The sequence below is a fragment of the Corynebacterium marambiense genome (assembly GCF_016342275.1).
Lineage (GTDB): Bacteria > Actinomycetota > Actinomycetes > Mycobacteriales > Mycobacteriaceae > Corynebacterium > Corynebacterium marambiense.
On sequence record NZ_JAEIOT010000015.1, the window covers coordinates 1 to 21,813 of the forward strand.

The 21,813-nt window shown below is 61.7% G+C and carries 19 protein-coding genes, 2 tRNA genes and 1 rRNA gene; 15 read left to right on the forward strand and 7 right to left on the reverse strand.

From position 1 onward, the window contains the following. The first annotated feature begins 156 nt into the window (after positions 1-156). Positions 157-273, forward strand: a 5S ribosomal RNA gene (rrf, locus tag JDV76_RS10385). Positions 274-1,624: 1,351 nt separating this feature from the next. On the opposite strand, the gene JDV76_RS10390 is transcribed toward rrf, so the two are convergent. The 4 genes from JDV76_RS10390 to JDV76_RS10405 all read right to left on the reverse strand — a co-directional run bounded on the left by JDV76_RS10390 (position 1,625) and on the right by JDV76_RS10405 (position 5,471). Further along, entirely contained in the window at positions 1,625-1,972 is a 348-nt protein-coding gene (locus tag JDV76_RS10390) for a fluoride efflux transporter FluC (RefSeq protein WP_198736838.1), read from the reverse strand. Beyond that, positions 1,969-2,322, reverse strand: coding sequence for a fluoride efflux transporter family protein (locus JDV76_RS10395; RefSeq protein WP_198736839.1), 354 nt, complete (start codon positions 2,320-2,322; stop codon positions 1,969-1,971). The genes JDV76_RS10390 and JDV76_RS10395 overlap by 4 nt, the downstream gene beginning before the upstream one ends. Positions 2,323-2,370: 48 nt before the next feature. Beyond that, complete coding sequence (locus tag JDV76_RS10400; RefSeq protein ID WP_198736840.1) at positions 2,371-3,789, reverse strand: alanine/glycine:cation symporter family protein; 1,419 nt, start codon at positions 3,787-3,789, stop codon at positions 2,371-2,373. 263 nt (positions 3,790-4,052) lie between these two features. Then, complete coding sequence (locus JDV76_RS10405; protein WP_198736841.1) at positions 4,053-5,471, reverse strand: alanine/glycine:cation symporter family protein; 1,419 nt, start codon at positions 5,469-5,471, stop codon at positions 4,053-4,055. Positions 5,472-5,731: 260 nt separating this feature from the next. Between JDV76_RS10405 and pgm the strand changes: the two genes are divergently transcribed. The 6 genes from pgm to JDV76_RS10435 all read left to right on the forward strand — a co-directional run bounded on the left by pgm (position 5,732) and on the right by JDV76_RS10435 (position 9,782). Next, positions 5,732-7,390: a phosphoglucomutase (alpha-D-glucose-1,6-bisphosphate-dependent) gene (gene pgm, locus JDV76_RS10410; RefSeq protein ID WP_198736842.1), complete on the forward strand. Its 1,659-nt coding sequence runs from the start codon at positions 5,732-5,734 to the stop codon at positions 7,388-7,390. A 251-nt stretch (positions 7,391-7,641) separates the two neighbouring features. After that, positions 7,642-8,085 (forward strand): DoxX family protein, encoded by a 444-nt coding sequence (locus JDV76_RS10415; protein ID WP_248140992.1) that lies wholly within the window; start codon positions 7,642-7,644, stop codon positions 8,083-8,085. Positions 8,086-8,229: 144 nt separating this feature from the next. Next, complete coding sequence (locus tag JDV76_RS10420) at positions 8,230-8,991, forward strand: DsbA family protein (protein WP_198736843.1); 762 nt, start codon at positions 8,230-8,232, stop codon at positions 8,989-8,991. Positions 8,992-9,117: 126 nt separating this feature from the next. Then, positions 9,118-9,190 (forward strand) — tRNA-Ala (locus JDV76_RS10425). Between the two features lie 78 nt (positions 9,191-9,268). Then, a tRNA-Ala gene (locus JDV76_RS10430) sits at positions 9,269-9,341 on the forward strand. A 288-nt stretch (positions 9,342-9,629) separates the two neighbouring features. Further along, the gene (locus tag JDV76_RS10435; protein WP_198736844.1) at positions 9,630-9,782 is read left to right on the forward strand and encodes a hypothetical protein; all 153 of its coding nucleotides are present in this window, start codon (positions 9,630-9,632) and stop codon (positions 9,780-9,782) included. Positions 9,783-10,634: 852 nt separating this feature from the next. On the opposite strand, the gene JDV76_RS10440 is transcribed toward JDV76_RS10435, so the two are convergent. Next, positions 10,635-11,870 carry a hypothetical protein gene (locus JDV76_RS10440; protein ID WP_198736845.1) on the reverse strand — a complete coding sequence of 412 codons (1,236 nt, stop codon included), beginning with the start codon at positions 11,868-11,870 and terminating at the stop codon, positions 10,635-10,637. A gap of 434 nt (positions 11,871-12,304) precedes the next feature. After that, complete coding sequence (locus JDV76_RS10445) at positions 12,305-12,946, reverse strand: TetR/AcrR family transcriptional regulator (protein WP_198736846.1); 642 nt, start codon at positions 12,944-12,946, stop codon at positions 12,305-12,307. A 159-nt stretch (positions 12,947-13,105) separates the two neighbouring features. Between JDV76_RS10445 and JDV76_RS10450 the strand changes: the two genes are divergently transcribed. From JDV76_RS10450 to JDV76_RS10465, 4 genes are all read left to right on the forward strand, one after another. Beyond that, positions 13,106-14,518: an MFS transporter gene (locus JDV76_RS10450; RefSeq protein ID WP_198736847.1), complete on the forward strand. Its 1,413-nt coding sequence runs from the start codon at positions 13,106-13,108 to the stop codon at positions 14,516-14,518. Between the two features lie 63 nt (positions 14,519-14,581). After that, the gene (locus JDV76_RS10455; protein ID WP_198736848.1) at positions 14,582-15,589 is read left to right on the forward strand and encodes an MDR family oxidoreductase; all 1,008 of its coding nucleotides are present in this window, start codon (positions 14,582-14,584) and stop codon (positions 15,587-15,589) included. Between the two features lie 153 nt (positions 15,590-15,742). Next, positions 15,743-16,165, forward strand: a complete 423-nt coding sequence (locus JDV76_RS10460; RefSeq protein ID WP_198736849.1) for a pyridoxamine 5'-phosphate oxidase family protein — start codon at positions 15,743-15,745, stop codon at positions 16,163-16,165. Next, positions 16,128-16,931 carry a fructosamine kinase family protein gene (locus tag JDV76_RS10465; protein WP_376993012.1) on the forward strand — a complete coding sequence of 268 codons (804 nt, stop codon included), beginning with the start codon at positions 16,128-16,130 and terminating at the stop codon, positions 16,929-16,931. The genes JDV76_RS10460 and JDV76_RS10465 overlap by 38 nt, the downstream gene beginning before the upstream one ends. A 25-nt stretch (positions 16,932-16,956) precedes the next feature. Here the strand turns inward: JDV76_RS10465 and nadE are convergent, their stop codons facing one another. After that, the gene (nadE, locus tag JDV76_RS10470) at positions 16,957-17,805 is read right to left on the reverse strand and encodes an ammonia-dependent NAD(+) synthetase (protein ID WP_198736850.1); all 849 of its coding nucleotides are present in this window, start codon (positions 17,803-17,805) and stop codon (positions 16,957-16,959) included. 256 nt (positions 17,806-18,061) lie between these two features. Between nadE and ykgO the strand changes: the two genes are divergently transcribed. The 4 genes from ykgO (at position 18,062) to nrdE (ending at position 21,766) form a co-directional block, all read left to right on the forward strand. Then, positions 18,062-18,184: a type B 50S ribosomal protein L36 gene (ykgO, locus tag JDV76_RS10475; RefSeq protein WP_012732041.1), complete on the forward strand. Its 123-nt coding sequence runs from the start codon at positions 18,062-18,064 to the stop codon at positions 18,182-18,184. 456 nt (positions 18,185-18,640) lie between these two features. Further along, positions 18,641-18,874 (forward strand): glutaredoxin-like protein NrdH, encoded by a 234-nt coding sequence (gene nrdH, locus JDV76_RS10480; RefSeq protein ID WP_198736851.1) that lies wholly within the window; start codon positions 18,641-18,643, stop codon positions 18,872-18,874. A gap of 208 nt (positions 18,875-19,082) precedes the next feature. Further along, positions 19,083-19,541, forward strand: a complete 459-nt coding sequence (gene nrdI, locus JDV76_RS10485; protein WP_198736852.1) for a class Ib ribonucleoside-diphosphate reductase assembly flavoprotein NrdI — start codon at positions 19,083-19,085, stop codon at positions 19,539-19,541. Positions 19,542-19,609: 68 nt separating this feature from the next. After that, on the forward strand, positions 19,610-21,766 hold the full coding sequence (gene nrdE / locus JDV76_RS10490) for a class 1b ribonucleoside-diphosphate reductase subunit alpha (RefSeq protein ID WP_198736853.1): 2,157 nt from the start codon (positions 19,610-19,612) through the stop codon (positions 21,764-21,766). The last annotated feature ends 47 nt before the right edge of the window (positions 21,767-21,813 follow it).

The following is a 21,813-nucleotide window of genomic DNA, read 5'->3' on the forward strand; positions in this document are numbered from 1 at the left end:
TAGTAATGTGTGGAGGTGACCGGTACTAATTGACCGAAACAAAACAACACCTGCACAGAAACATTTGATCTGTTGCTCGCGTCCACTAGCCAGTGTCTGGCACCAACACCAGCACGAAACAGTTTTGTGTTTTGTGTGTGACATTGTTTGAGATGTGTCGGTGGTTTTAGCGGTGGGGAAACGCCCGGTCCCTTTCCGAACCCGGAAGCTAAGCCCTCCAGCGCCGATGGTACTGCATGCGGGAGCGTGTGGGAGAGTAGGACACCGCCGATACTACAACTTCATGAGTATGGATTGGGGCACCGGCCTTTGGGTGGTTGACAGGAATGTCGACCCCCCGGGGGCCGGTGTTTTGTCATATTCACCACCAAAAGGCGGGGTGGTTGTTTATTGCCGCTCTAGGGGCGGCGTTCCCGCGTACGGAGTTTTCGCCTGAAGCGCCGATTTCACTGATCTCCCGCGTTATCTTGCTTTCTGTCCGCTTTTCTACACTGGTCGTGCATTGCTCGATGCTCGGTGACAGACAGTAGGTCGAGACCACCCATACTGACTAGAACATCGCGCGGGTCTGTTAGGGCACTACCGGTGTAGGTGACCACGCAGGCTGCGTCAACACCGTCGGAGCACTCGCCGACGGGCAAAACGATGATGAAGGCGGTCTTGATGCCCCCTCGGCCGGGCACCGGCCAGGGCTTCGAGGTCTTCTGAAACCGGGCTATGTGCGCCTCGTGGAGCACACCTTAGAATCCAGCAGCGGCCAGCGTGCTGGACCGGACGTCGTGGATCAGGAAGGCAAGCACGCACGGACGATAGGACCCCAACCAAGACACTCGGACGCAGGACGGATCTGGGGCAACACACTGCGCAAACGGTTGTTCATGCGGGTTTAGCGGTACCTGTGATGACGCCATCGAAGAACACGGTGACCCTCGTCAACGCTGACCGGCTTTTCAGCATCGAGGAGCAACGTGCGCAGTCACACGAACGCCACGCACCTACCGAATGGACAGTGACTGCTCAAACAACCTTGACGGAAGAAAGAAATCCACCAGCATCAACGCTGAAAGCAACCCCGCGACCGCGGTGGGAAATGACAGACCACGGACTGTGCGTGACGTCTCGGCAGGGGAGGCACTCGAGTGGTGGGAACCTGAACGAGTCGCCGCACTGTTCCGCGTCACCCCAGGGGCGGGGTGGGGCCATCATAGGTGCGGGGCGTGCGCGGAGCGGATCAACCCGGACTGGGGCTTAGTCACTTCCGACCCGCGGGGCAGGACCCGTAGTGTCGAGATCGCCGAAAAACAGCAGACATTGGGAAATATCGGGGTAGGGGGCAAGAATCCCGGAGAATAGACCGGACCCACAAGAAACAAGCACCCGCAACACGTTCACGTCATCGGGTCTGTTACCCGCGAGAACGCTGGACATTGAACGTAAAACCCATACCGCCGTCCCCGCCCCGACATGTACCACCACCCCGAGATCCCCCACCAACGCACTCCCCTTGACACCGGCCTACCTGAGGGCTACGAATACGATCTCGGGATATACCAACACCGGACGCTACGAGACACACTAGGTGCCTCCTACAGTTTGCGAACCCAGCCACATAAGAGGGGACTCGCTAGAACGTCCACCCGCCCAGAAACACGGCCGAGATACCGCACATCGTCGTCGCTGTGCAATATACGGTGGCGGTGCGCCATGAACCGTTCCTGATCAACTGACCGATCTCCTTCGCCAATGTCGACCACGTCGATAACGCGCCACTGAATCCAGCACCGGCCATGAGAACCAGGGAAGGGTGCATCGTCGACAACTCCTCGGAGGCGAGGACCCCGAGGAGGAAACACGCGGTCGTGTTGGCCACCAGAGTGCCCCAGAGTTCGGGCAGGAGACGGGCACACCAGTACCTGCCGATTCCACCGAATGCCGCACCCACGGCAACGAGCAGCAGAGAAATGGGTGTCATTGGGTGACCTCATCGTGGATGGACGTTCCGCAGTTGTTCGATGTTCGCCGGGTGAGCGCGTCACCCAACAGCCATCCCCCAACGCAGCTCACGAGCGTCGCGGCGAGGTAAAGCACGGCGAGTGGTGGGTCCGCTTTGGTGAGGATTACCGCGAATGTTGAGAAGCTGGTGAATCCGCCGAGCAGTCCGGCTCCCAGGAACGGGCCCGGTTTCCGCCACCCCATCATGAAGGAACCCAGGGCATTCACGACGATCAGTGGGAACATCCCCGGGCCGAGCGCGACAATGACTAACCACCGGAGGGTAGCGCCGAGCGCGGCTCCAGTGGCCACCATGACGGTTGGCATCATGGGTACAGAGTCTATATGCGTTTCTCCGCATTGTGCTGTGCCTGGCGGTCAGCTCCATTCCATGCCGCGGCGCGCCATGAACTTTTCGATATCGGCGGCCGACGCCCGAATTTGGGGATCGAATCTGAGGTACGCCCGGGTTTCGCGGGCGACGTAGCCGGAGACGAGGATCAGGCCGATGATGTTCGGGAGAACCATCATTCCGTTGGCGAGGTCGGAGAATGTCCACACGGTGGTCAGCTCGGTCACGGCGCCGATGAAGACCGCGACGGTGAAAGCGAGCCGATACCACATCGAGGAACGGGGGCCGAAGACACTCATCAGGCAGCGTTCACCGTAATAGGACCAGCCGAGGATCGTGGAGAAGGCGAAGAAGATGATGGAGATACTCACGAGTTCATCACCGAAGTTACCGGGTAGCCCGGAGCCGAAGGCCTCCGCGGTCATCAGGTTGGCGGCGTTCTCCCCGTGGTTCCACACTCCGGTCACTATCAGCACGAGGCCGGTGAAGGTGATCACCACGAGCGTGTCGATGAACGTCTGAGTCATGGAGACGAGGCCCTGGCGGACAGGATGGAGGGTCTTCGCGGCTGCAGCGGGGATAGCTCCGCTACCCATTCCTGATTCGTTGGAGAAAAGGCCCCGGGCGACGCCCATCCGCATCGCCATAATGATACCCGCTCCGGCAAAGCCGCCGGTGGCGGCGGTTCCGGTGAAGGCGTCCGTGATGATGAGCACGAATGCGGCGGGGATCTCACCGATGTTGGCGAGCAGCACCCAGGTGGAGGCCGCGATGTAGACGACGATCATGAGAGGAACGAATGCCGAGGTGACCTTGCCGATTGCCTCGATACCGAAGAACAGCACGATTCCCACGATGAGGAACATCACTACTCCGGAGACCCACGGCGGGATGCCGAACGAATCCTGCATTCCTGCAGCGACGGCGTTGGACTGGGTCATGTTGCCGATTCCGAAGGCCGCGATGGCCGTGGAGATCGCGAAGAATGTCGCGAGATATCCGCCCATCGGCCCCTTGATCGTTTTTCTGAGGTAGTACTGCGGTCCGCCGGCCTGTTTACCGTTGGTATCCGTTTCTCGGTGGAGGGATCCCAGGAAGGCCTCGGCATACTTCGACGCCATGCCGAGCAGACCCGTCATCCACATCCAGAAGAGTGCTCCGGGGCCCCCGATGGACATGGCGGTGGCGACGCCGACGATGTTGCCGACTCCGACAGTGGCGGCCAGGGCGGTGGTGAGGGCCTCATACTTTGAGATGTCGCCCTTTCCCTCGTCTTCTTCCTTATCCAGGAATGCATGTCGGAGGGCACGGCCCAGGGTACGGAACTGGATGCCACGGAGCCGAAAGGTGAGGAACGCGCCGGTTCCGAGGAGCAGCGGCAGTAGGAGGAATGGCCCCCAGACGATCCTGTCCAGAGCGGTCAGAAACTCGTTTAAGCTGGTCATGACGGTCTAACCTACCGTGTGATAGGTATTAGACCGAGAGACTTCAGGATTTCTGCACCCCCTTTCGCCGTCCACGTGGCGTCAGCGGAACAAGAGCGGATTACTGCGTTGTCACGGGTGATGCGGTGTTTTCGGCCCCCTGTTCGGTACTCTGACAGGAGGAGCGGGGGCAGATTATCTGCTACCCCCGCTCGTGGTAACAGCTCCATCACCCGGTGCTGGACGCGGAGCCGTCCACTTCCTGATGTGCCAGTGGCTGAAGGCTACTTCCAGTCCATGCCCTGGCGGACGAGGAATTCCTGGCATTCTTCGGGGGACTTGCGGAGGTCCGGATCGAACTTCAGGTAGGCGTTGGTTTCCTTGACGACGAGGCCCGACAGTATCAGCAGTCCGATGAGGTTGGGCAGCGCCATCAGGCCGTTGGCGACGTCGGAGAAGGTCCAGATCGGGGTGAGTTCGGAAATTGCGCCGATGAATACGCAGACGGTCGCGAGCATCCTGTAGGGGACGGTTGATCGGGTTCCGAAGAGTGACTGCAGGCAGCGTTCCCCGTAGTAGTACCAGCCGAGGATCGTGGAGAAGGCGAAGAATACGATGGACATGGAGACGATGGTCCCGCCCCATTGTCCGGGGAGTCCGCGGGAGAATGCCTCTGCGGTCATGATGTTGGCGTGTTCCTTGCCTAGGTCCCATGCTCCGGTGGTGATGATCGTGAGGCCGGTGAAAGTGACGACGACGATGGTGTCGATGAACGTCTGGGTCATGGAGACGAGTCCCTGGCGGGTCGGGTGAGAGGTCTTTGCTGCGGCTGCCGCGATTGCTCCGGTACCGATACCGGATTCGTTGGAGAAGATGCCTCGTGCGACGCCCATCTGGAGGACGAGAATGATGGCGGAACCGGTGAACCCTCCCACGGCGGCGGTTCCCGTGAATGCGTCGGTGAAGATCAGTCCGAATGCGGCGGGTATGCCTGCGGCGTTTCGGAAAAGGACGACGAGGGAGCCACCGATGTAGAGGATGATCATGAGCGGCACGAAGGCGGAAGTGATGGTGCCGATGGCTCGGATACCTCCGAGGAGAACGGTGCCGGTGCACACGAACATCAGGACACCAGACACCCACGGGTCCACGCCGAATGTGTCCTCCATACCGGCTGCTACCGCATTGGCCTGGGTGAGGTTTCCGATGCCGAGCGCCGCAATGGGGGTGAGAACCGCGAAGAACAGGGCCAACCAGCGGCCCAGTGGGCCCTTGATGCCGCGTTTCAGGTAGTACTGCGGTCCGCCGGACTGGTTGCCCTTCGAATCAGTGACGCGGAAGCGAACACCGAGATAGGCCTCCGTGTACTTGGAAGCCATGCCGACGAGTCCGGTCATCCACATCCAGAACAGTGCGCCTGGTCCACCGACCGCGAGTGCGGTGGCGACACCGACGATGTTGCCGACACCGACGGTCGCTGCCAGGGCGGTCGTCAGCGCCTGATAGTTGGAGATGTCGCCCTCGCCCTCTTTGTCGTTGGCATCGACGAAGCCGTGACGCAGGCCGAGGAACAGGGCGCGGAACTGCAGTCCACGGAGCCGGATCGTGAGGTACAGACCGGTTCCGAGGAGTAACGGTATGAGCAGGAATGGGCCCCAGATGATGCCGGACAGGGTGGCGAGCAGATCATTCAGCGTGGACATACTGTAGAAAATTACAGGTTCCCTTCAGTCAGGCACAGGGTTTTCCTGGATTGCCGCCCCCCGTGGACACCCCCGGCTCCGCCGGGTGCTCCCGGCTATGTCCGATATATCGTGAGGGGGCGAGAATCCTGGGGGTGATCCCCTGCGCGCCGGACAAAATCGGGGGAAGATTGGGGGTGAGTCCGCGGACGGGTGTCGTCAGCGCAATACCCGATGCATCCGCCCGGCAACCCGTCGAACAAGAAGGAGCCTCCACAGACATGGCACACGACCGCGCAGGCCAACCCGCCCTTGACAGTGACCTCATCGACATCGCGGAGGTCGTCACCGCGTACTACACCCGCATCCCGGATGTGGAGGACCCTGACCAGCAGGTTGCCTTCGGGACATCCGGGCACAGGGGTTCTTCCCTGGATACCGCGTTCAATGAAAACCACATCCTCGCGACGACGCAGGCGATCGTCGACTACCGCAGGCGGGAGAAGATTGGGGGGCCCGTGTACATCGGCCGCGATCCCCATGCGCTATCCGAACCCGCGATGGTGTCCGCGCTGGAGGTTCTTCTCGCCAACGACATTTCGGTGCTGGTCGACGACCGCGGGCGGTACACACCGACTCCGGCCGTCTCGCACGCGATCCTCGCACACAATGCCCGGCTCGATGGTGGTGTGACGGGGACGGATCCCCGCCGGGCTGACGGAATTATCATCACTCCGTCGCACAACCCGCCCCGGGACGGCGGATTCAAGTACAACCCGCCGAATGGTGGACCAGCGGACACCGACGCCACCGACTGGATTGCGGCCCGCGCGAACGAGCTTCTCCGTACGGGACTCGACGGGGTGAAGCGCACGCCGGTATCCGGTGTCCTCGACAAGCGTTGTGGCCGACACAACTATCTGGACACCTACATCGCTGATCTCCCCAACGTCGTCGACATGGACGTCATCCGGGATTCAGGGTTGACCATCGGTGCCGACCCCATGGGTGGCGCCGCGGTGGACTACTGGGGGGCGATCGCGGATGCACACGGTCTCAACCTGACCGTCGTCAACCCGCGGGTCGACGCGACCTGGCGGTTCATGACGCTGGACACCGACGGCAAGATCCGGATGGACTGCTCGAGCGCGAACTCCATGGCCTCACTCGTCGCCGGTCGTGGTGACTTCGACCTGGCGACCGGAAACGACGCCGACGCCGACCGGCACGGTATCGTCACCCCGGATGCGGGCTTGATGAACCCGAACCACTATCTCGCGGTCGCGATCGACTATCTTTTCCGTCGTCGCCACAACTGGGACCAGCGGATCAACGTCGGCAAGACACTCGTGTCTTCTTCGATGGTCGACCGTGTCGTCGCCGATCTCGGACGGACCCTCGTCGAGGTGCCGGTTGGCTTCAAGTGGTTCGTCCCCGGCCTTATCGACGGAACAATCGGGTTCGGTGGCGAGGAATCTGCCGGGGCCTCCTTCCTGCGTCGCGATGGCTCGGTCTGGTCGACGGACAAGGACGGCATCATCCTCGACCTCCTGGCCAGTGAGATCACCGCGGCCACGGGGAAGACGCCGTCCGAGCGGTACGCCGAGTTGGAGCAGAAGTTCGGCAGTCCCGTCTACGCCCGCACCGATGCCCCGGCGAACCGTCAACAGAAGGCTGTTTTGAAGAAGCTGTCGCCGGAGGATGTCACGGCCACGGAACTCGCCGGAGAGGCCATCACCGCGAAACTCACGGAGGCACCGGGCAACGGCGCACCGATCGGCGGTCTGAAGGTGACCACGGATTCCGCATGGTTCGCGGCGCGCCCCTCCGGAACCGAGGACAAGTACAAGATCTACGCGGAGTCCTTCCGCGGCGCGGATCATCTGAAGGAGGTCCAGGCGCAGGCGCAGGAGCTGGTCGCAGGGGTCCTGGGCGACTGATTCCCATCCGCCGGTGCGATCGGGGAACGGAGGAAGGGATGTGCCTCCGAACTCCGGTCGTGTCGTGCCCGGGCGACGTGCGGGGCCCGGAGAATTGAGATCGCGTTCCCTCGAACCCGGCGCGGGACGCGCTGGTTGCGCTAGTGTTATTGGGTGTGACCAACAATATGAAGAAGACGTCGATGAATCCTGCGGCACATGTCGAGGCGGCGAAGCCCGAATTCGTTCCGGCCAAGTACGACAGCCGATCGATCACTCTCGACGTGGTGTCGGCCCTCGCGCGGCTGGCGCTCGCGGTTGTGTGGCTCTACAGCGGCTGGCAGAAGCTCTCGGAACCCATGGCCACCCGGCTCGCCGTCCGTTCCTATGAACTGTTCAGCGACGACACCGCGGATCTCATCGCGGTTGTGCTGCCGATCGGTGAGCTGATCCTCGGGGTGTTCCTGCTCATCGGGCTCTTCCTCCGGTTCAGCGCCTTCATCTCTCTGGTGCTGTTCCTTTTATTCATCGCCGGTATCGGCTCGGCCTGGGCCCGCGGCCTGTCCATCGACTGCGGTTGCTTCGGTGGCGGTGGCGCAGCTGAGGGCGTTACCTGGTGGTCCTATCTTTCGGAGATCCTCCGGGACATCGCCTTCCTGATCTTGGCCTGGGTGGTGTTCCGGTGGCCGTTCCGGCGATTCGCGCTCCGTGGTTGAGCGACTAGGCTGCTTGATCGGGGAGTGTTGCGACGCTCCCCACGGGGCTCCCCACGGCCAGGATTGCGGGGAGATCCGCCCGGGTGCACCGGTCTCCCGCCGTGTGCACTGAACATCCACTTCGACCGTAAGGGTTCAAAGAACGTGAGTACGAAGATCAAGTCCCCGAATGAAAAGGGGCATGGTTTCCTCTGGGCGCTGGCGGCTGTGCTGGTTGTCGCGGCCATCGTGATCGGCTACATCATCACCTCGAGCGACGGCGAGAAGTCGGCGACGAGTGCAACCTCCACCACCGGAACCGACGCGGTGGAGACCGAGGCCGTGGAGATCAAACCGGGGGACACCGAAGCGGTGGACTTCAACGTTAAACAACACGACGGTTACATCACACTGTCCGCGGATTCCGCGAACGGCGACACTCCGGTAGTGGACCTCTATGAGGACTACTCCTGCCCCCACTGCTCGGAGCTCGCCGAAGCCACCGACGATGAGATGAAGGAAGCCGTGACCGCGGGCAAGCTGGTCGTCAACATCCATCCCCTGGACTTCGTCGCCGGCGGCGACGAAGGGCACTCCACGATGGCGGGAACCGCCGCGATGATCGTCGCCGACAGCGGCGACGCCAAACTGTACTGGAATTACCGGAAGGCCCTGCTGGAGAACCAGCGGAAGATCTTCGACAAGTGGAACTACGTCACGTTCGCCGACGCGGCAACGCGACTCGGGGCCGACGAGGAACTCGCCGGCACCATCCGTGCGGGCGAGGGACACGCCGAGTTCCAGAAGATCGCCTCCGCGAACGCCGAGAAGCTCAAGGAACAGACCGGTACGGTCTCCTCCCCGCGTATCGTGCGTGACGGCAAGGACGTTGACCTGAAGAACTGGGTCGACACGGTCACCAAGTGATATCCCGATTCGGAAAGTAAGTGGGAGGCTCGTGGATGGAGCCTCCCACATCTTCGTTCCGGACACCGGGAACAGGCGATTTGTTCGCCGTAGGGCCCTCCGTGTAGATTGGGGGAGTCTCAATGAGGGGCTATGGCGCAGCTGGTAGCGCACCACACTGGCAGTGTGGGGGTCAGGGGTTCGAGTCCCCTTAGCTCCACTGTGAACCGGGATGATCCACGGATCGGTCGGCTCACAGTTCCGGACTCCGGTCCGTGGACGCAGAAATTTCATATGAGGGGCTATGGCGCAGCTGGTAGCGCACCACACTGGCAGTGTGGGGGTCAGGGGTTCGAGTCCCCTTAGCTCCACTTCAGATGAAAAACAGAAGCTGCCCCGCCATATGGCGGGGCAGCTTCTGTTTCTGCGGTGGCATCGGTCAGAGCGTCGATGCTGGTATGGGGGAGGGCGCTGGTTGTGGGGTCGTCAGGCCGTACAGGTGGCGGTTTCGTCGTCGTCGATAGTGACACGGGTGAACAGGGCCGGTTGGGGATCTGCCATTCGGATAGTTCTCACTAGCTGTAGAGATCGTCAAGGTCGACCGGGAGTCCGGTGAGCTGGGCAAGTCCGGTTTGGGCGCCTGCGTAGGTGCCGGTGAGGTGGTCGAGCAGTGTGGTGATCTGGTCGAGGATGACGCGAATGCGGCCTTATTCGTTTCTGAGGAGGTTGAGGGGGATCGCGTCGGCGTAGTGGGCTTGGACGAGTTTGAGGCGTTCGGCTGCGAGATTGTAGCGAGAGGCGTTCACATATGACTTGGCGCCGCAGATTATGGTGGCAGTGTGGCGAGTGGGCCGTGATAGCACGATTTCCTCGACGACCCTTCGAAGGAAACCAGAAACGTCCACGAGACCTGCACTACCAGAACATGACGACAAGGTAGAGCGTCTCTTCACCGCTCCGCGTCATGACGTGTTTCAGCTGACCAACATCAGCGGACCACCCCACCGGAGAAGGCAAGATCTCCGGGTGCGTGGTAAAGGGGTGTCTATTATTCCATCAGGGTTGTGGATTGCATCGGCTCCCCGGTGGAATATCGTCCGGATGTAGCAGTAATTGGATTGGCGTGGTGGAACTGTTGGTGGCTGCACTACCCATCCCGATCGTGGTTCCCGGTTTCGTTTGCGGAGATCCTCTAGTGCGATTTGATCCCTCGGAATGATTGGTTCACTAGGTAGAGTCGGTGCTGTCGGCGACAACACTGCAATGGAGAGCTTTTTTGCGCTATCACCAGAAAATGCTCTCACCTGGTAGACGTGGGGTACTTCGGCCCAGCTCAGGACAGCGGTCTTCTAGTGGATTGAACGTACTTACCGCTGAGGTCGCAGGCACGATCGTTTGAGGCGTTGGCCCCCGATTGAATTCGGGCCATGGCAGACATCACAGCAGCTCACATGCCCAAGCCATCGACCGTCTAAGCCGACAACAAGTCCGAAGGGTGGGGATGGTCTTGTCTGATGCGTTTTCATTTTCGGTCTCTGTGCTAGGAGTTCCGTGACAGATGATCGGTTCGGACTCTTCTGGGTCTACTCGCGAAGGCGCTGAGGCTTTGGGTGAAGAGGGACCACGCTGCCGAGGGGGCCTGGCAGCACAGTATCGTGCAAGTGTTAGGGTTCTGGTTTGAGGAAGATGGTGGGTCCGTACGGAGACAGTGACCAGCGGCCCGGCTTCCACTCCATCACGACTTCGCCGGTCTCATCGATTCGTACCCAGCGTAGATCAGCCTGATGAGGCTCCGAGTTGACTGTGACTTTCACGTCAGCGTGCGCGACAGCTGCTCCCACGTGGCGCACGCGTAGAATGTCCCACTCTTCGAGTGTGAACTGCCGGTAGAGATCTTTCGCTTCTTCCGCGAGCTCGCCTAAGGGTCGTTGTGTGCTCCCGAACTGAATGAAGTGCTGGCCTAACGGTCCCCATTGGCATTTCCTCCAGCGTTCTAGAAAATCGGTGCATATGGTCACCACTTCGGAAGGATCTTCGGCAAACGAGCTCTTGTCGTGCACGTGAGGCTTCCACTGTTCAAGCCTGATCTTGTTTACCCGCATCTCGTGACAACGCGACAACACCTCGCGAAATGTCGATGGGCGCTCTACCGGCACGGCTTGTATCTTTCGAGAATCAGCCCAGTCAGCGATTGCGAACAAGCGATTCCAGGCCTTCGTCGCCACGATCACATTGTCGTAGTTCACCAGTGTCCTGTGCATGATTCCGTTGCGAGCGAGCTCGGTTGTTTCGCTCGTATCAGTCTTGAAGTAGCTCTTGATGAATGACTGGTGGGCATGGCCCAGACCAAGATGGTGGCCAACGACGCTATCCCAAGCCACCATGTCCTCGGGTGCGCGCGCATGCAGTCCTTTGCGGTGTGCGGTGTTCAATTCATTGACGAAGCCATCCATAACTGAAAGCAGGACAAGCACGGTGCTGTAGTAGCGGCCCGCTTCGTAGTCAATCAGAGCCTTCTGTAGCAGGGGCATGCGTGGCCGCATCTCCGCGAACCGGTTGAGCTGACGGAGCGGGAACAATATTCGATCATCTGATTGGTAGTACTCCACGAGACGCTGTTCAGCTTCATTGGGATCCGCAGTGGCAATAGCTGCTTGAATGTCGTCGAGTTGGAGGTCTCCGGTGAAAACCCAGTTGCGAGGGCCAAGCAAAGCGTAGAAAGCGTCAACGGTATCGGTGATCCGCCGTTGCTCGTCGTGCAACCGCTTGATTTCCTTACGTTGGTTCCGTGGCAGTAGGAATCCCAACAGCCTTGACGCTTGTATCTGCTGCTCCAGCTCCATGACCGAAGGGAGATCGCGTGCTGACCCGTAGGGGGTCATGGGTGGCTGGTCTGTCATGCTGAGAACGGTAGCAGGGAACGTAGATAATTCCCGCCGGTTCAGCGCTTTCCCGGCCGGAGCTGTAGTCCTCCGTCAGTGCACTCTTGCCTCTCGGTCCGACGATTGAAATCGAAAGTACTTCGCAACTGCAGTGGTGCTGTGGTCTTCATTCCGAGCAGTTCGGAGGATGCCACCTTCCTCACTTCATGAGCGGTGCTCGGGATCGCCTCGTTGAGTCCATTCTGACCCCGGTTGGGGCTCCCGAACCGGCGCGTATGTGATCGCCACCCCCGTTCCGCCTGTGCCCACGTGGTACTCGGTTGTTCCAGTAGCGCTCACGTGCTCGGGCTGAGTCCTCCTAGCTCCATTCCTTGTGGATGCACAGAAAACACTCTGCCGTCGGGTGTGGTAGTTCTCAGTTCTTGGTGGCATTTCCAGTGGTCTACCCGAGGTCAGGGTGCGAGTCGTTCCGCGCCGTCGAGAAGCAGGTTGACCTTACGTCGCCACCACTGCTCCAGTCCTGCATCGAGGATCTGTGCCAGCGCATCGGTGAGCTCCGGGGACAGTCGTGACCGGTCCAGCAGGTCGCGGGTCGCCCGCTCGGTGCCGGCCTCCGGGGCGGTGGACAGTAGTCGTTCGGTGCGGTTGACGGTGTCCGCCGTCAGGTCCGTCAGTGTGTCGAGGACGACCAGTGCGTCGGGGATCGCCCAGCTGTATGTTCGGTGCAGAACCTGGGTTGATTCCTCGGTGAGTTCGGTGATGCTCCGTGGGGGAGTGTCCTCGAGGGTGTAGAGGGTGGCCGCCATGCCCGGATGACTGACGAGAAGCGACCAGGTCATCTCGGCGACGCCAGTCAGATACTCGCGCCACGTGGTGTGGGCGAACTCGCGGGGATGTTCCGCGATCACCCTGTCCACGGCGCTCCGGAGGAGTTCACGGCGGGAACTGATGTGCCGGTAGAGCGAGGACTGGTCGACCCCGAGGTGTCGGGCGATCGCCGTGGTTGTCGCGTCGTTGAATCCGAGAGTGAGTACGGCGCGTTCGATGTCTGCCCGGTTGAGCTGCGCTGGTCTGCCGGGACCTCTGGTGCCCATGGAACTCCTCACTGCGTCCCCGCGGGGTGTCGTGGCTCCGATTCTACCTTCGTCAAAAGGTGCCGAATAATTTGAAACAGCCTATTGCAAATAGGTAGTGCTTACCTTACCCTGTGGGCAGTGGTGTCGACAGGAACGCCCAGCAGAACGGGGAAAGAGATGACGCAGGAACAGACGGAGAAGGTCCGGTACACCGCCGCTGAAAAGTGGACGCTGACCGCGGTGGTGCTGGCCTCATCACTCATGGTCGCGGACATGATGATCGTGGCGGTCGGCCTTCCGGCGATCGCCGAAGATCTCACCGACGCCTCCCTCAGTAGGATGCAGTGGATCGTCGTGGCCTACTCGCTGGCGTTCGGTGCGCTCATCCAACCCGCCGGGGCGCTGAGTGACCGGCTCGGCAGCAAGCGGATGTTCATGACGGGGATCATCGCGTTCACCGCCGCCTCCGTTGCCTGCGGTGTCGCCCCGTCGATGGCGGCGCTCATCGGTTTCCGCGCCGCCCAGGGCGTCGCGGCCTCCGTCATGTTCGCGAACGCGATGCCGTTGATGGCCCGGTGCTTCGACGGGGAGCGTAGAACGATGGCCATTGCCATCTGGAGTGGGGCGGTCGGGATCTCTGCGGTACTCTCGCCGGTGATCGGGGGACTGCTCGTCGACGCGTTCAGCTGGCGTTCCATGTTCCTGATCAACCTTCCGCTTGGTGTGCTCACCGTGTTGGTTGCCGTCCGCTACCTGCCCGCAGACCATGACCGGGAGCGAGACCCCAACCCCTTCGATCTGGTCGGGTCGGGCCTTCTCGCGGGTGCTCTCCTCGCCTTGAACTACGGGGTCACCCGCGCGCAGGAACACGGCTGGACTCACGACACGGTGGTCGCGCTGCTCGGTGCATCCGTCGTTCTGCTGGCGCTGTTTACCCTCCGGGAACTGAAGTGTGCCGCCCCGGTCCTCGACCTCCGGCTGCTCACCCACCGCACGTTCCTCGGTATCTCCCTGAGTGCGGTGATCAACAGGTTCATCAGCGGTGGAGCTGTGGTCTACTTCATGCTCTACCTGCAACAGGGTCACGGATACACGCCGCTGCAGACCGGATTCCTGCTCTTCCCGCTCGGCGCCAGCGCCATGGTGGGGTCCATCGCGGCAGGTAAACTCCAGGGGAGGTATCCAGCCGGTGGCGTTTTGGCAGTCGGCGGGGTGCTGATAGCTGCGGCCTCGGTGCTGTTCGTGTGGCAGGTGACCGCGCTGCATGACCCGCCGTGGCTGATTCCGGCGACCATTGTCTGGGGTACGGGCAATGCCCTGGTCAACACGCCACTGATGAATGTCGCGACGCGGTCGGTGCCGATCAGCCAGGTGGGGATGGCGACTGGGCTACTCAACAGTTTCTTCCCGATCGGGGCGTCCGTGGGCACCGTGGTTCTCGGCACGGTGTTCACGGGTGTCCTGGCGGGTCCCCACATGAGTGTGCTGGCGGGGCTCGGTGCGGCTACCGGCAGGATCTACATCTTCGTGTGCGGTATGGCGCTGGTGGGTGCCGTGGTGGCGTGGGTACTGGTCCAGCCCGAGGATTAATCAGACGCGTCCGAGGCGGTGGTCCGGGCGGCGCGGTCTGGATGTGCGGCTTAGACTGGGGGAATGACCCACACCATCGTCGTTGACCGCTGCATCGACCCCGACAATCCGGACGGCACCGTCATCACCTCCCGGATGATCACGGAGGATGACACCGTGTACGGGGACGGCGACCTCCTCATCGATGTCACCTACTCCAGCCTCAACTACAAGGACGCACTTGCTCTCCGCGGAACAAAAGGGGTCGCCCGGACCCTGCCACTGGTGCCGGGCATCGACGCCTGCGGAACCGTCATCGACAGTGACTCGGACAAGTTCGCACCCGAGGACCGCGTCGTCGTCAACGGCGCAGGACTGGGGGAGACCCGCGCCGGTGGATACACCGGAAAACTGCGGATTGACGCCGCTTCGACGGTGCACATCCCGGAGAACATCAGCACCCTGAGGGCTGCGGCGATCGGCACCGCGGGATTCACCGCGGCACTCTCCGTCGACGCGCTGGCCGGTGCGGGTATCAGCCCGCAGGACGGTTCGATCCTGGTCACTGGGGCGACGGGCGGCGTGGGTGCCACGGCGATCCTTCTGCTATCGAGCCTCGGCTTCGACATTGTCGCCGCGACTGGGCGGGTGGCGGAACATTCCGACATGCTGCGGGAACTTGGAGCAACGGAGATTATCGATAGGGCCGAGCTCGCGGAGCCTGGTCGCCCGCTGCAGTCCGAGCGTTACGCCGGGGTGATCGATACTGCGGGGTCGCACACACTGGTCAATGCACTCGCACAGGTCCGTTGGGGCGGTGTGGTCACCGCCTGCGGCCTGGCCCACGGTGCAGATCTCCCCGGGACCGTTATGCCGTTCATCCTGCGGGCGGTGAAGCTCCTCGGGATCAACTCGGTGGATGCGCCGATCGAACTCAGGGAACGGGCCTGGAAGCTGTTGTCCGACCATCTCGACCAGACGGCACTGGACCACATCACTACTGTCCGGCCCCTCTCATCCGTGGTGCAGGCGGGCGAGGACCTACTGAACGGTAAGCTGGCCGGACGCACTGTCATCGACGTCAGAGCTTGACCAGCACGCCCCCATTCGGGCGCATCGTGACCTCCTGTTTTACCACCGGAACGGGCGGCATCGGCAGCTCGGACCGGGTTCACACCCCCGGTTGGGGCGATTGTCACAGGTACTTCTCACCCCAGCGGGCTGTTTCGATGGAACAATGGGGACATGGAAAATAACGATGACGTCATCACAGTCCTGAACGATGAAGAGTGCGCCGAACGTCTGCGGCGCGTTCATCTCGGTCGGGTCGTCGTCCGCCGTTCCGATGACATGGACATCTTCCCCGTGAACTTCGTGATCGACGACGGACAAATCTACTTCCGCACCGCGGAGGGTTCCAAGCTGTTCACGATCGAACTCAACCACGACGTCCTCTTCGAGGCCGACGAGGTTGTCGACGGGCGTGCCTGGTCCGTCGTGGTCAAGGGAGACGGCGAACTGCTGAAGACCAACGCGGAGGTCCAGCACGCGGATACTCTGCCGCTCAAGCCGTGGCTGCCCACCCTGAAGTACAACTACGTCCGCATCACCCCTCGGGAGATCAACGGTCGTGAATTCGCCCTCGGTGACGAGCCCGAACGTTACTGACCCGGTGGGCTTCACCAAACACGCCCCCTCGGCGGATGCCGCCGGCGCGGAAGCCGCCGGACTCCGGTGGCTGCGTGAAGCCAGCCCCTGCGTCGTCGATGTTCTCGGCACCGACGGCGCGACGATCACTACCCGGCTCGTCGAGTCTGCGCCCGCAACCCCGGAGGCCGCGTACCGGGCCGGGCGTGAATTGGCGCGCATTCATGCCGCCGGCGCCGAGGCGTTCGGGTGCCCGCCCGCGCCGGGCGGTGAGACCTGGACCGGCACGAATTACATTGGGTCCATTCCGCAGCGCTGTGAGCCGACCGATGATTGGGTGATGTTCTATACCGAACAGCGGGTTCTTCCGTTCGCCCGTGAGGCGCACAGGAAGGGGAACATCGAGACGGCGACCCTCGACCTGGTTGATCGGGCGTGCGTTGCGCTCCGTGGTCACCGATGGGAGGTGAACCCGGCCCGGATCCACGGTGATCTGTGGGCCGGAAACCTGCTCTTCAGTACCGACGGCCCGGTATTCATCGACCCGGCCGCCCACGGTGGGCACCCGGAGACCGATCTGGCGATGCTCGCATTGTTCGGGGCCCCGTACCTTGGGGAGATCCGGCGGGGTTATATCGAGGAGTCCGGTGCTGCCCCGGACTTCGACAGCTCCACCCCGATCCACCAGCTGCACCCGCTCGCGGTGCATGCCCAGACCCACGGATCCGCCTACGGGCCGGAACTGCGCAGGGCGGCTGAGGGGACCCTCCGCGTGCTCGGCGATTGACTGGCTGCCGGTTAGCGGCGGCGGATCACTCCCGCCACCACGTGTCCTGCGGCGTCACCGGGAGCGTGCGTTTGTGCCTGCCGATCCGCCACAGGTGCTCAAGACGCCGGACGGCGGCATCTGGGACGTCGACGTCACCGGCACCCTCGACGTAGTCGTCGATCTGCCGGTAGGTGATCCCGAGGGCCTCCTCGTCGGGGAGTGCCGGGCGGTTGTCCTCCAGGTCCGCGGTGGGTACCTTTGTCCAGGTCGAGCTCGGGGCTCCCAGTTCCTCGAGGAGCGCCGCGCCCTGGCGTTTCGATAGTCCGAACAGGGGGAGGATGTCCGCCGCGCCGTCCCCGAACTTGGTGAAGAAACCGGTGACGTTCTCTGCGGCGTGATCGGTGCCGATCACCAGGCCCCCCTTCTCCCCGGCGATGGCGTACTGCGCGAGCATCCGGACTCGCGCTTTGGCGTTTCCCCTGTTGAAGTCTCCGAGCTCCGGGGTGCCGAGGGCCGTGGACACTGTGGTATCGAGGGCGTCGACGGTGTCTGCGATGTTGACGGTGAGTACGTGGTCGGGGCGGATGAACTCCAGTGCGATCTGTGCGTCGTTCTCATCCACCTGGACGCCGTAGGGGAGTCGGACGGCGTAGAAGGTGGCGTCCACCCCCGCGCCCCGGAGACGTTCGACCGCGAGCTGTGCGAGTCGACCGGCGAGGGTCGAATCCTGGCCGCCAGAGATCCCGAGGACGTAGCAGGATAGTCCGGTGGTACGGAGATAATCGGCGAGGAAAGTGATTCGTTCCTCGATCTCCGCTGAAGGGGTGATCTCAGGTTTTGTGTGCAGGGCGGCGACGATGGAATCTCGGGTATGTTGCTGTTCAGAGTTCATGGGCGCCCAGTCTAGTGAGCCAGACCCGGGCCGTGCGCCTGGGTTGAACGATCTATCGGGGGTTTATTCGTCCGTGGTTTGTCCCGCGGGGTGCCTTCCGATAGGATGAGTCCTCGTGTCATGGCAAGGCCGTCCCACCGCGTCGCCAGGAAGCAGTACGAATCAGTATTGAGTCGGTGTCGGGACCGGAACCCGCCAGAGAAGCAGACAAACCGGCTTTCCGCCGGTCCACGCGCATGAGAGAAAGGAGCGCCCGATGAAGGTCCGCAAGTCACTTCGGTCGCTGAAAAACAAGCCGGGCGCCCAGGTCGTGCGTCGTCACGGCAAGGTGTTCGTGATCAACAAGAAGGATCCGCGTTTCAAAGCCCGTCAGGGTTAATTCGAAGCGTAATTCCCGGAAGAGCCGGGCAGGTGGCTGGAGTAATTCAGGCACCTGCCCGGCTCTTCCGGTGTGCGGGATGGAGGAGGGTGCGTACGGGGGGAGGCGAAATTATAACGTTTCAATAACGGCCGATCGGTTGGTTGTGGGGCGAGCAGGGGAAATGTCCTGTGCCTGGTGGGGGAGACCGACAAGCGTGTAATTCCATGTGACGCATTGAGGGCAGATGTTGTGCCCCCGGGTGGAGGTTTGCTGGGAATTCAATGGCAATAACTACTACATGATGTGTCACTTGCCGATGCTGACCACAAAGTATAGTGTTCGTTTCTGTCACCGGTTGACCCGATGCGTCGCCGTCGGGCACCCGGAGGAGACATCAGACAGTCGCCCAACGGCAGCGTGATCCACCGCTCGGACGCAGACGAATAAGCCTCGAACACACAAGGAATTCCACTCATGGCCATCACCGTTTACAGCAAGCCCGCATGTGTGCAGTGCACCGCCACCAAGAAGGCCCTGGACCGTGCTGGTCTCGAATACGAACTGGTCGACATCAGCCTCGACGATGATGCCCGTGACTACGTGATGGCACTCGGCTACCTGCATGCTCCGGTTGTCGAGGTCGATGGTGAGCACTGGTCCGGCTTTCGCCCGGAACGCATCCGTGGCTTGGCTGCACAGGTCGCCTGAGAGTCATGCGGTCACGCGGAATGTGAGCGAGGAACAGAGGCCGCGCGGAGGGCAGCTACAACCGCCCCACTGCGCGGCTTTCGCATTGTCTCCACCCCGTACAGACGCGCCAACCGGCACAACAAACCCCGGCCCCCGGCGGCGGTGACTCCGCCGGGGCGGACGAAGCTCACAGTCACCAGCACCGGAAAGGGAGTGTGCATCGACGATGCTTGTCGTCTACTTCTCATCCGCAACAGAGAACACCCACCGATTTGTCGGACATCTGGGCCTACCCAGTGCCCGTATCCCGCTCCGGCGCACGGAACCGCCACTGGTCGTCGATGAGCCGTACGTGCTCATCTGTCCGACCTACGGTGGGGGAGCTTCCGTCGCCGGCCACGAGTCGCGTCCGGTTCCCTCCCAGGTCATCCGTTTCCTCAACAACCGGCATAACCGCGAGCTGCTCCGTGCGGTTGTTGCCAGTGGCAACACCAACTTCGGTGCTGATTTCGCGCGCGCGGGGGACGTCATCTCCGCCAAATGCGGTGTCCCCTTCGTCTACCGCTTCGAGCTCATGGGAACACCCGAGGATGTCGCCATCCTCCGTCACGGACTCGATGCACATGCCACGGAACTCGGTCTCCTGCCCGACACGGCACGGCAGATTGCGGCTCCGCCAGGTTGAGGACAACCCCTATTCTTTTCGCCGTTTACCCCAACAACCCGCCGCAGACGCGGAAAACCAGGAGAAACATGTCAGAGATCGGAAAAACCGTGGCTGAACCCGTACAAAAGTCGGACAAGCTCGATTATCATGCCCTCAACGCCCTCCTCAACCTCTATGACGACGAGGGCAAGATCCAGTTCGACAAGGACCGTGAGGCCGCGAACCAGTTCTTCCTGCAGCACGTGAACCTGAACACCGTGTTCTTTCACGACCTTGAGGAGAAGTTCCGCTACCTCCTCGAGAACGACTACTACGAGTCCGAGGTCGTGGAACAGTACGACTTCGAGTTCATCAAGACGCTGTTCAAGCAGGCGTACGCCCACAAGTTTCGGTTCCAGACGTTCCTAGGCGCCTACAAGTACTACACGTCCTACACCCTGAAGACCTTCGACGGCAGTCGTTACCTGGAGCGTTACGAGGACCGCGTGTGCATGGTCGCGTTGACCCTCGCCGCGGGAGACAAGAGTCTCGCCAGCCGGCTCGTCGATGAGATCATGACCGGTCGCTTTCAGCCCGCGACCCCTACCTTCCTCAACTCAGGTAAGGCACAGCGCGGTGAGCCCGTGAGCTGTTTCCTCCTGCGTATCGAGGACAACATGGAATCCATCGGCCGCGCCATCAACTCCGCACTGCAGCTGTCGAAGCGCGGCGGTGGCGTGGCGCTGCTGTTGTCCAATCTCCGTGAGGCCGGCGCGCCGATCAAGAAAATCCAGAACCAGTCCTCCGGTGTCATACCCGTCATGAAGCTGCTCGAGGATTCCTTCTCCTACGCCAACCAGCTGGGTGCTCGGCAGGGAGCGGGTGCCGTCTACCTCAACGCGCACCACCCGGACATCCTGAAGTTCCTGGACACCAAGCGAGAGAATGCTGATGAGAAGATCCGCATCAAGACCCTCTCCCTCGGAGTCGTGATCCCCGACATCACCTTCAAGCTCGCGAAGAACAACGACGACATGTACCTGTTCTCGCCCTACGACGTCGAGCGGGTGTACGGCAAGCCTTTCGCGGATATCTCCGTCACCGAGCACTACGCAGAGATGGTCGAGGATCCCCGCATCCGGAAGACCAAGATCAACGCGCGCGCGTTCTTCCAGACACTGGCGGAGATCCAGTTCGAGTCCGGCTACCCGTACATCATGTTCGAAGACACCGTGAACCGGGCCAACCCCATCAGGGGCCGGATCACACTGTCCAACCTCTGCTCCGAGATCCTGCAGGTCTCGACCGCGTCGACCTACAATGAAGACCTCACCTACGAGCACATCGGTGAGGACATCTCCTGCAACCTCGGTTCCATGAACATCGCCAAGGCCATGGATTCCCCGGACTTCTCCGGCACGATCCAGACCGCGATCCGGGGCTTGACCGCGGTCAGTGAGCAGACCTCCATCGACTCGGTTCCGTCGATCCGCAAGGGCAACGACGCTGCCCACGCCATCGGCCTCGGCCAGATGAACCTGCACGGTTACTTCGGCCGAGAGCGGATCCACTACGGCTCGGAGGAGGGTCTCGACTTCACCAACGCCTACTTCGCGGCCGTCATGTACGAGTGTCTCCGCGCCTCGATGGCGATTGCCCGCGAACGCGGCGAGACGTTCGAAGGGTTCAGCGATTCCGACTATGCCGATGGCAGCTTCTTTGACCGGTACGATCCGGCGGAGTTCGAGCCGAAGACCGACCGGGTGAAGGAGCTGTTTGCCGCATCATCAATCCACACTCCGACCGCGGAGGAGTGGGCGCAGCTCAAGGCAGACATCGCCGAATACGGGATGTATAACCGCTACCTACAGGCCGTTCCCCCGACGGGCTCCATCTCGTACATCAACAACTCGACGTCGTCGATCCACCCGATCGCTTCCCGGATCGAGATCCGGAAGGAAGGCAAGATCGGTCGCGTCTACTACCCGGCTCCGTACATGACCAACGACAACCTCGAGTACTACGCGGATGCGTACGAGATCGGCTACGAGAAGATCATCGACACCTACGCGGTCGCCACTCGCTACGTGGACCAGGGACTCTCCCTGACACTGTTCTTCAAGGACACGGCCACCACCCGTGAGATCAACCGCGCCCAGATTTACGCGTGGCGCAAGGGGATCAAGACCATCTACTACATCCGTCTCCGCCAGACCGCGCTCATCGGTACCGAGGTTGAGGGCTGTGTGAGCTGCATGCTCTGATTCTGTCCGAATCATGGAAATGAAGAGCTCCCCACCGGGACCATCCG

Coding starts and splice junctions, on each gene's coding strand:
- JDV76_RS10390 (WP_198736838.1), bottom strand. CDS start 1,972: ATGACACCCATTTCTCTGCTGCTCGTTGCCGTGGGTGCGGCATTCGGT.
- JDV76_RS10395 (WP_198736839.1), bottom strand. CDS start 2,322: ATGATGCCAACCGTCATGGTGGCCACTGGAGCCGCGCTCGGCGCTACC.
- JDV76_RS10400 (WP_198736840.1), bottom strand. CDS start 3,789: ATGACCAGCTTAAACGAGTTTCTGACCGCTCTGGACAGGATCGTCTGG.
- JDV76_RS10405 (WP_198736841.1), bottom strand. CDS start 5,471: ATGTCCACGCTGAATGATCTGCTCGCCACCCTGTCCGGCATCATCTGG.
- pgm (WP_198736842.1), top strand. CDS start 5,732: ATGGCACACGACCGCGCAGGCCAACCCGCCCTTGACAGTGACCTCATC.
- JDV76_RS10440 (WP_198736845.1), bottom strand. CDS start 11,870: ATGACAGACCAGCCACCCATGACCCCCTACGGGTCAGCACGCGATCTC.
- JDV76_RS10445 (WP_198736846.1), bottom strand. CDS start 12,946: ATGGGCACCAGAGGTCCCGGCAGACCAGCGCAGCTCAACCGGGCAGAC.
- JDV76_RS10450 (WP_198736847.1), top strand. CDS start 13,106: ATGACGCAGGAACAGACGGAGAAGGTCCGGTACACCGCCGCTGAAAAG.
- JDV76_RS10455 (WP_198736848.1), top strand. CDS start 14,582: ATGACCCACACCATCGTCGTTGACCGCTGCATCGACCCCGACAATCCG.
- JDV76_RS10460 (WP_198736849.1), top strand. CDS start 15,743: ATGGAAAATAACGATGACGTCATCACAGTCCTGAACGATGAAGAGTGC.
- nadE (WP_198736850.1), bottom strand. CDS start 17,805: ATGAACTCTGAACAGCAACATACCCGAGATTCCATCGTCGCCGCCCTG.
- ykgO (WP_012732041.1), top strand. CDS start 18,062: ATGAAGGTCCGCAAGTCACTTCGGTCGCTGAAAAACAAGCCGGGCGCC.
- nrdH (WP_198736851.1), top strand. CDS start 18,641: ATGGCCATCACCGTTTACAGCAAGCCCGCATGTGTGCAGTGCACCGCC.
- nrdI (WP_198736852.1), top strand. CDS start 19,083: ATGCTTGTCGTCTACTTCTCATCCGCAACAGAGAACACCCACCGATTT.
- nrdE (WP_198736853.1), top strand. CDS start 19,610: ATGTCAGAGATCGGAAAAACCGTGGCTGAACCCGTACAAAAGTCGGAC.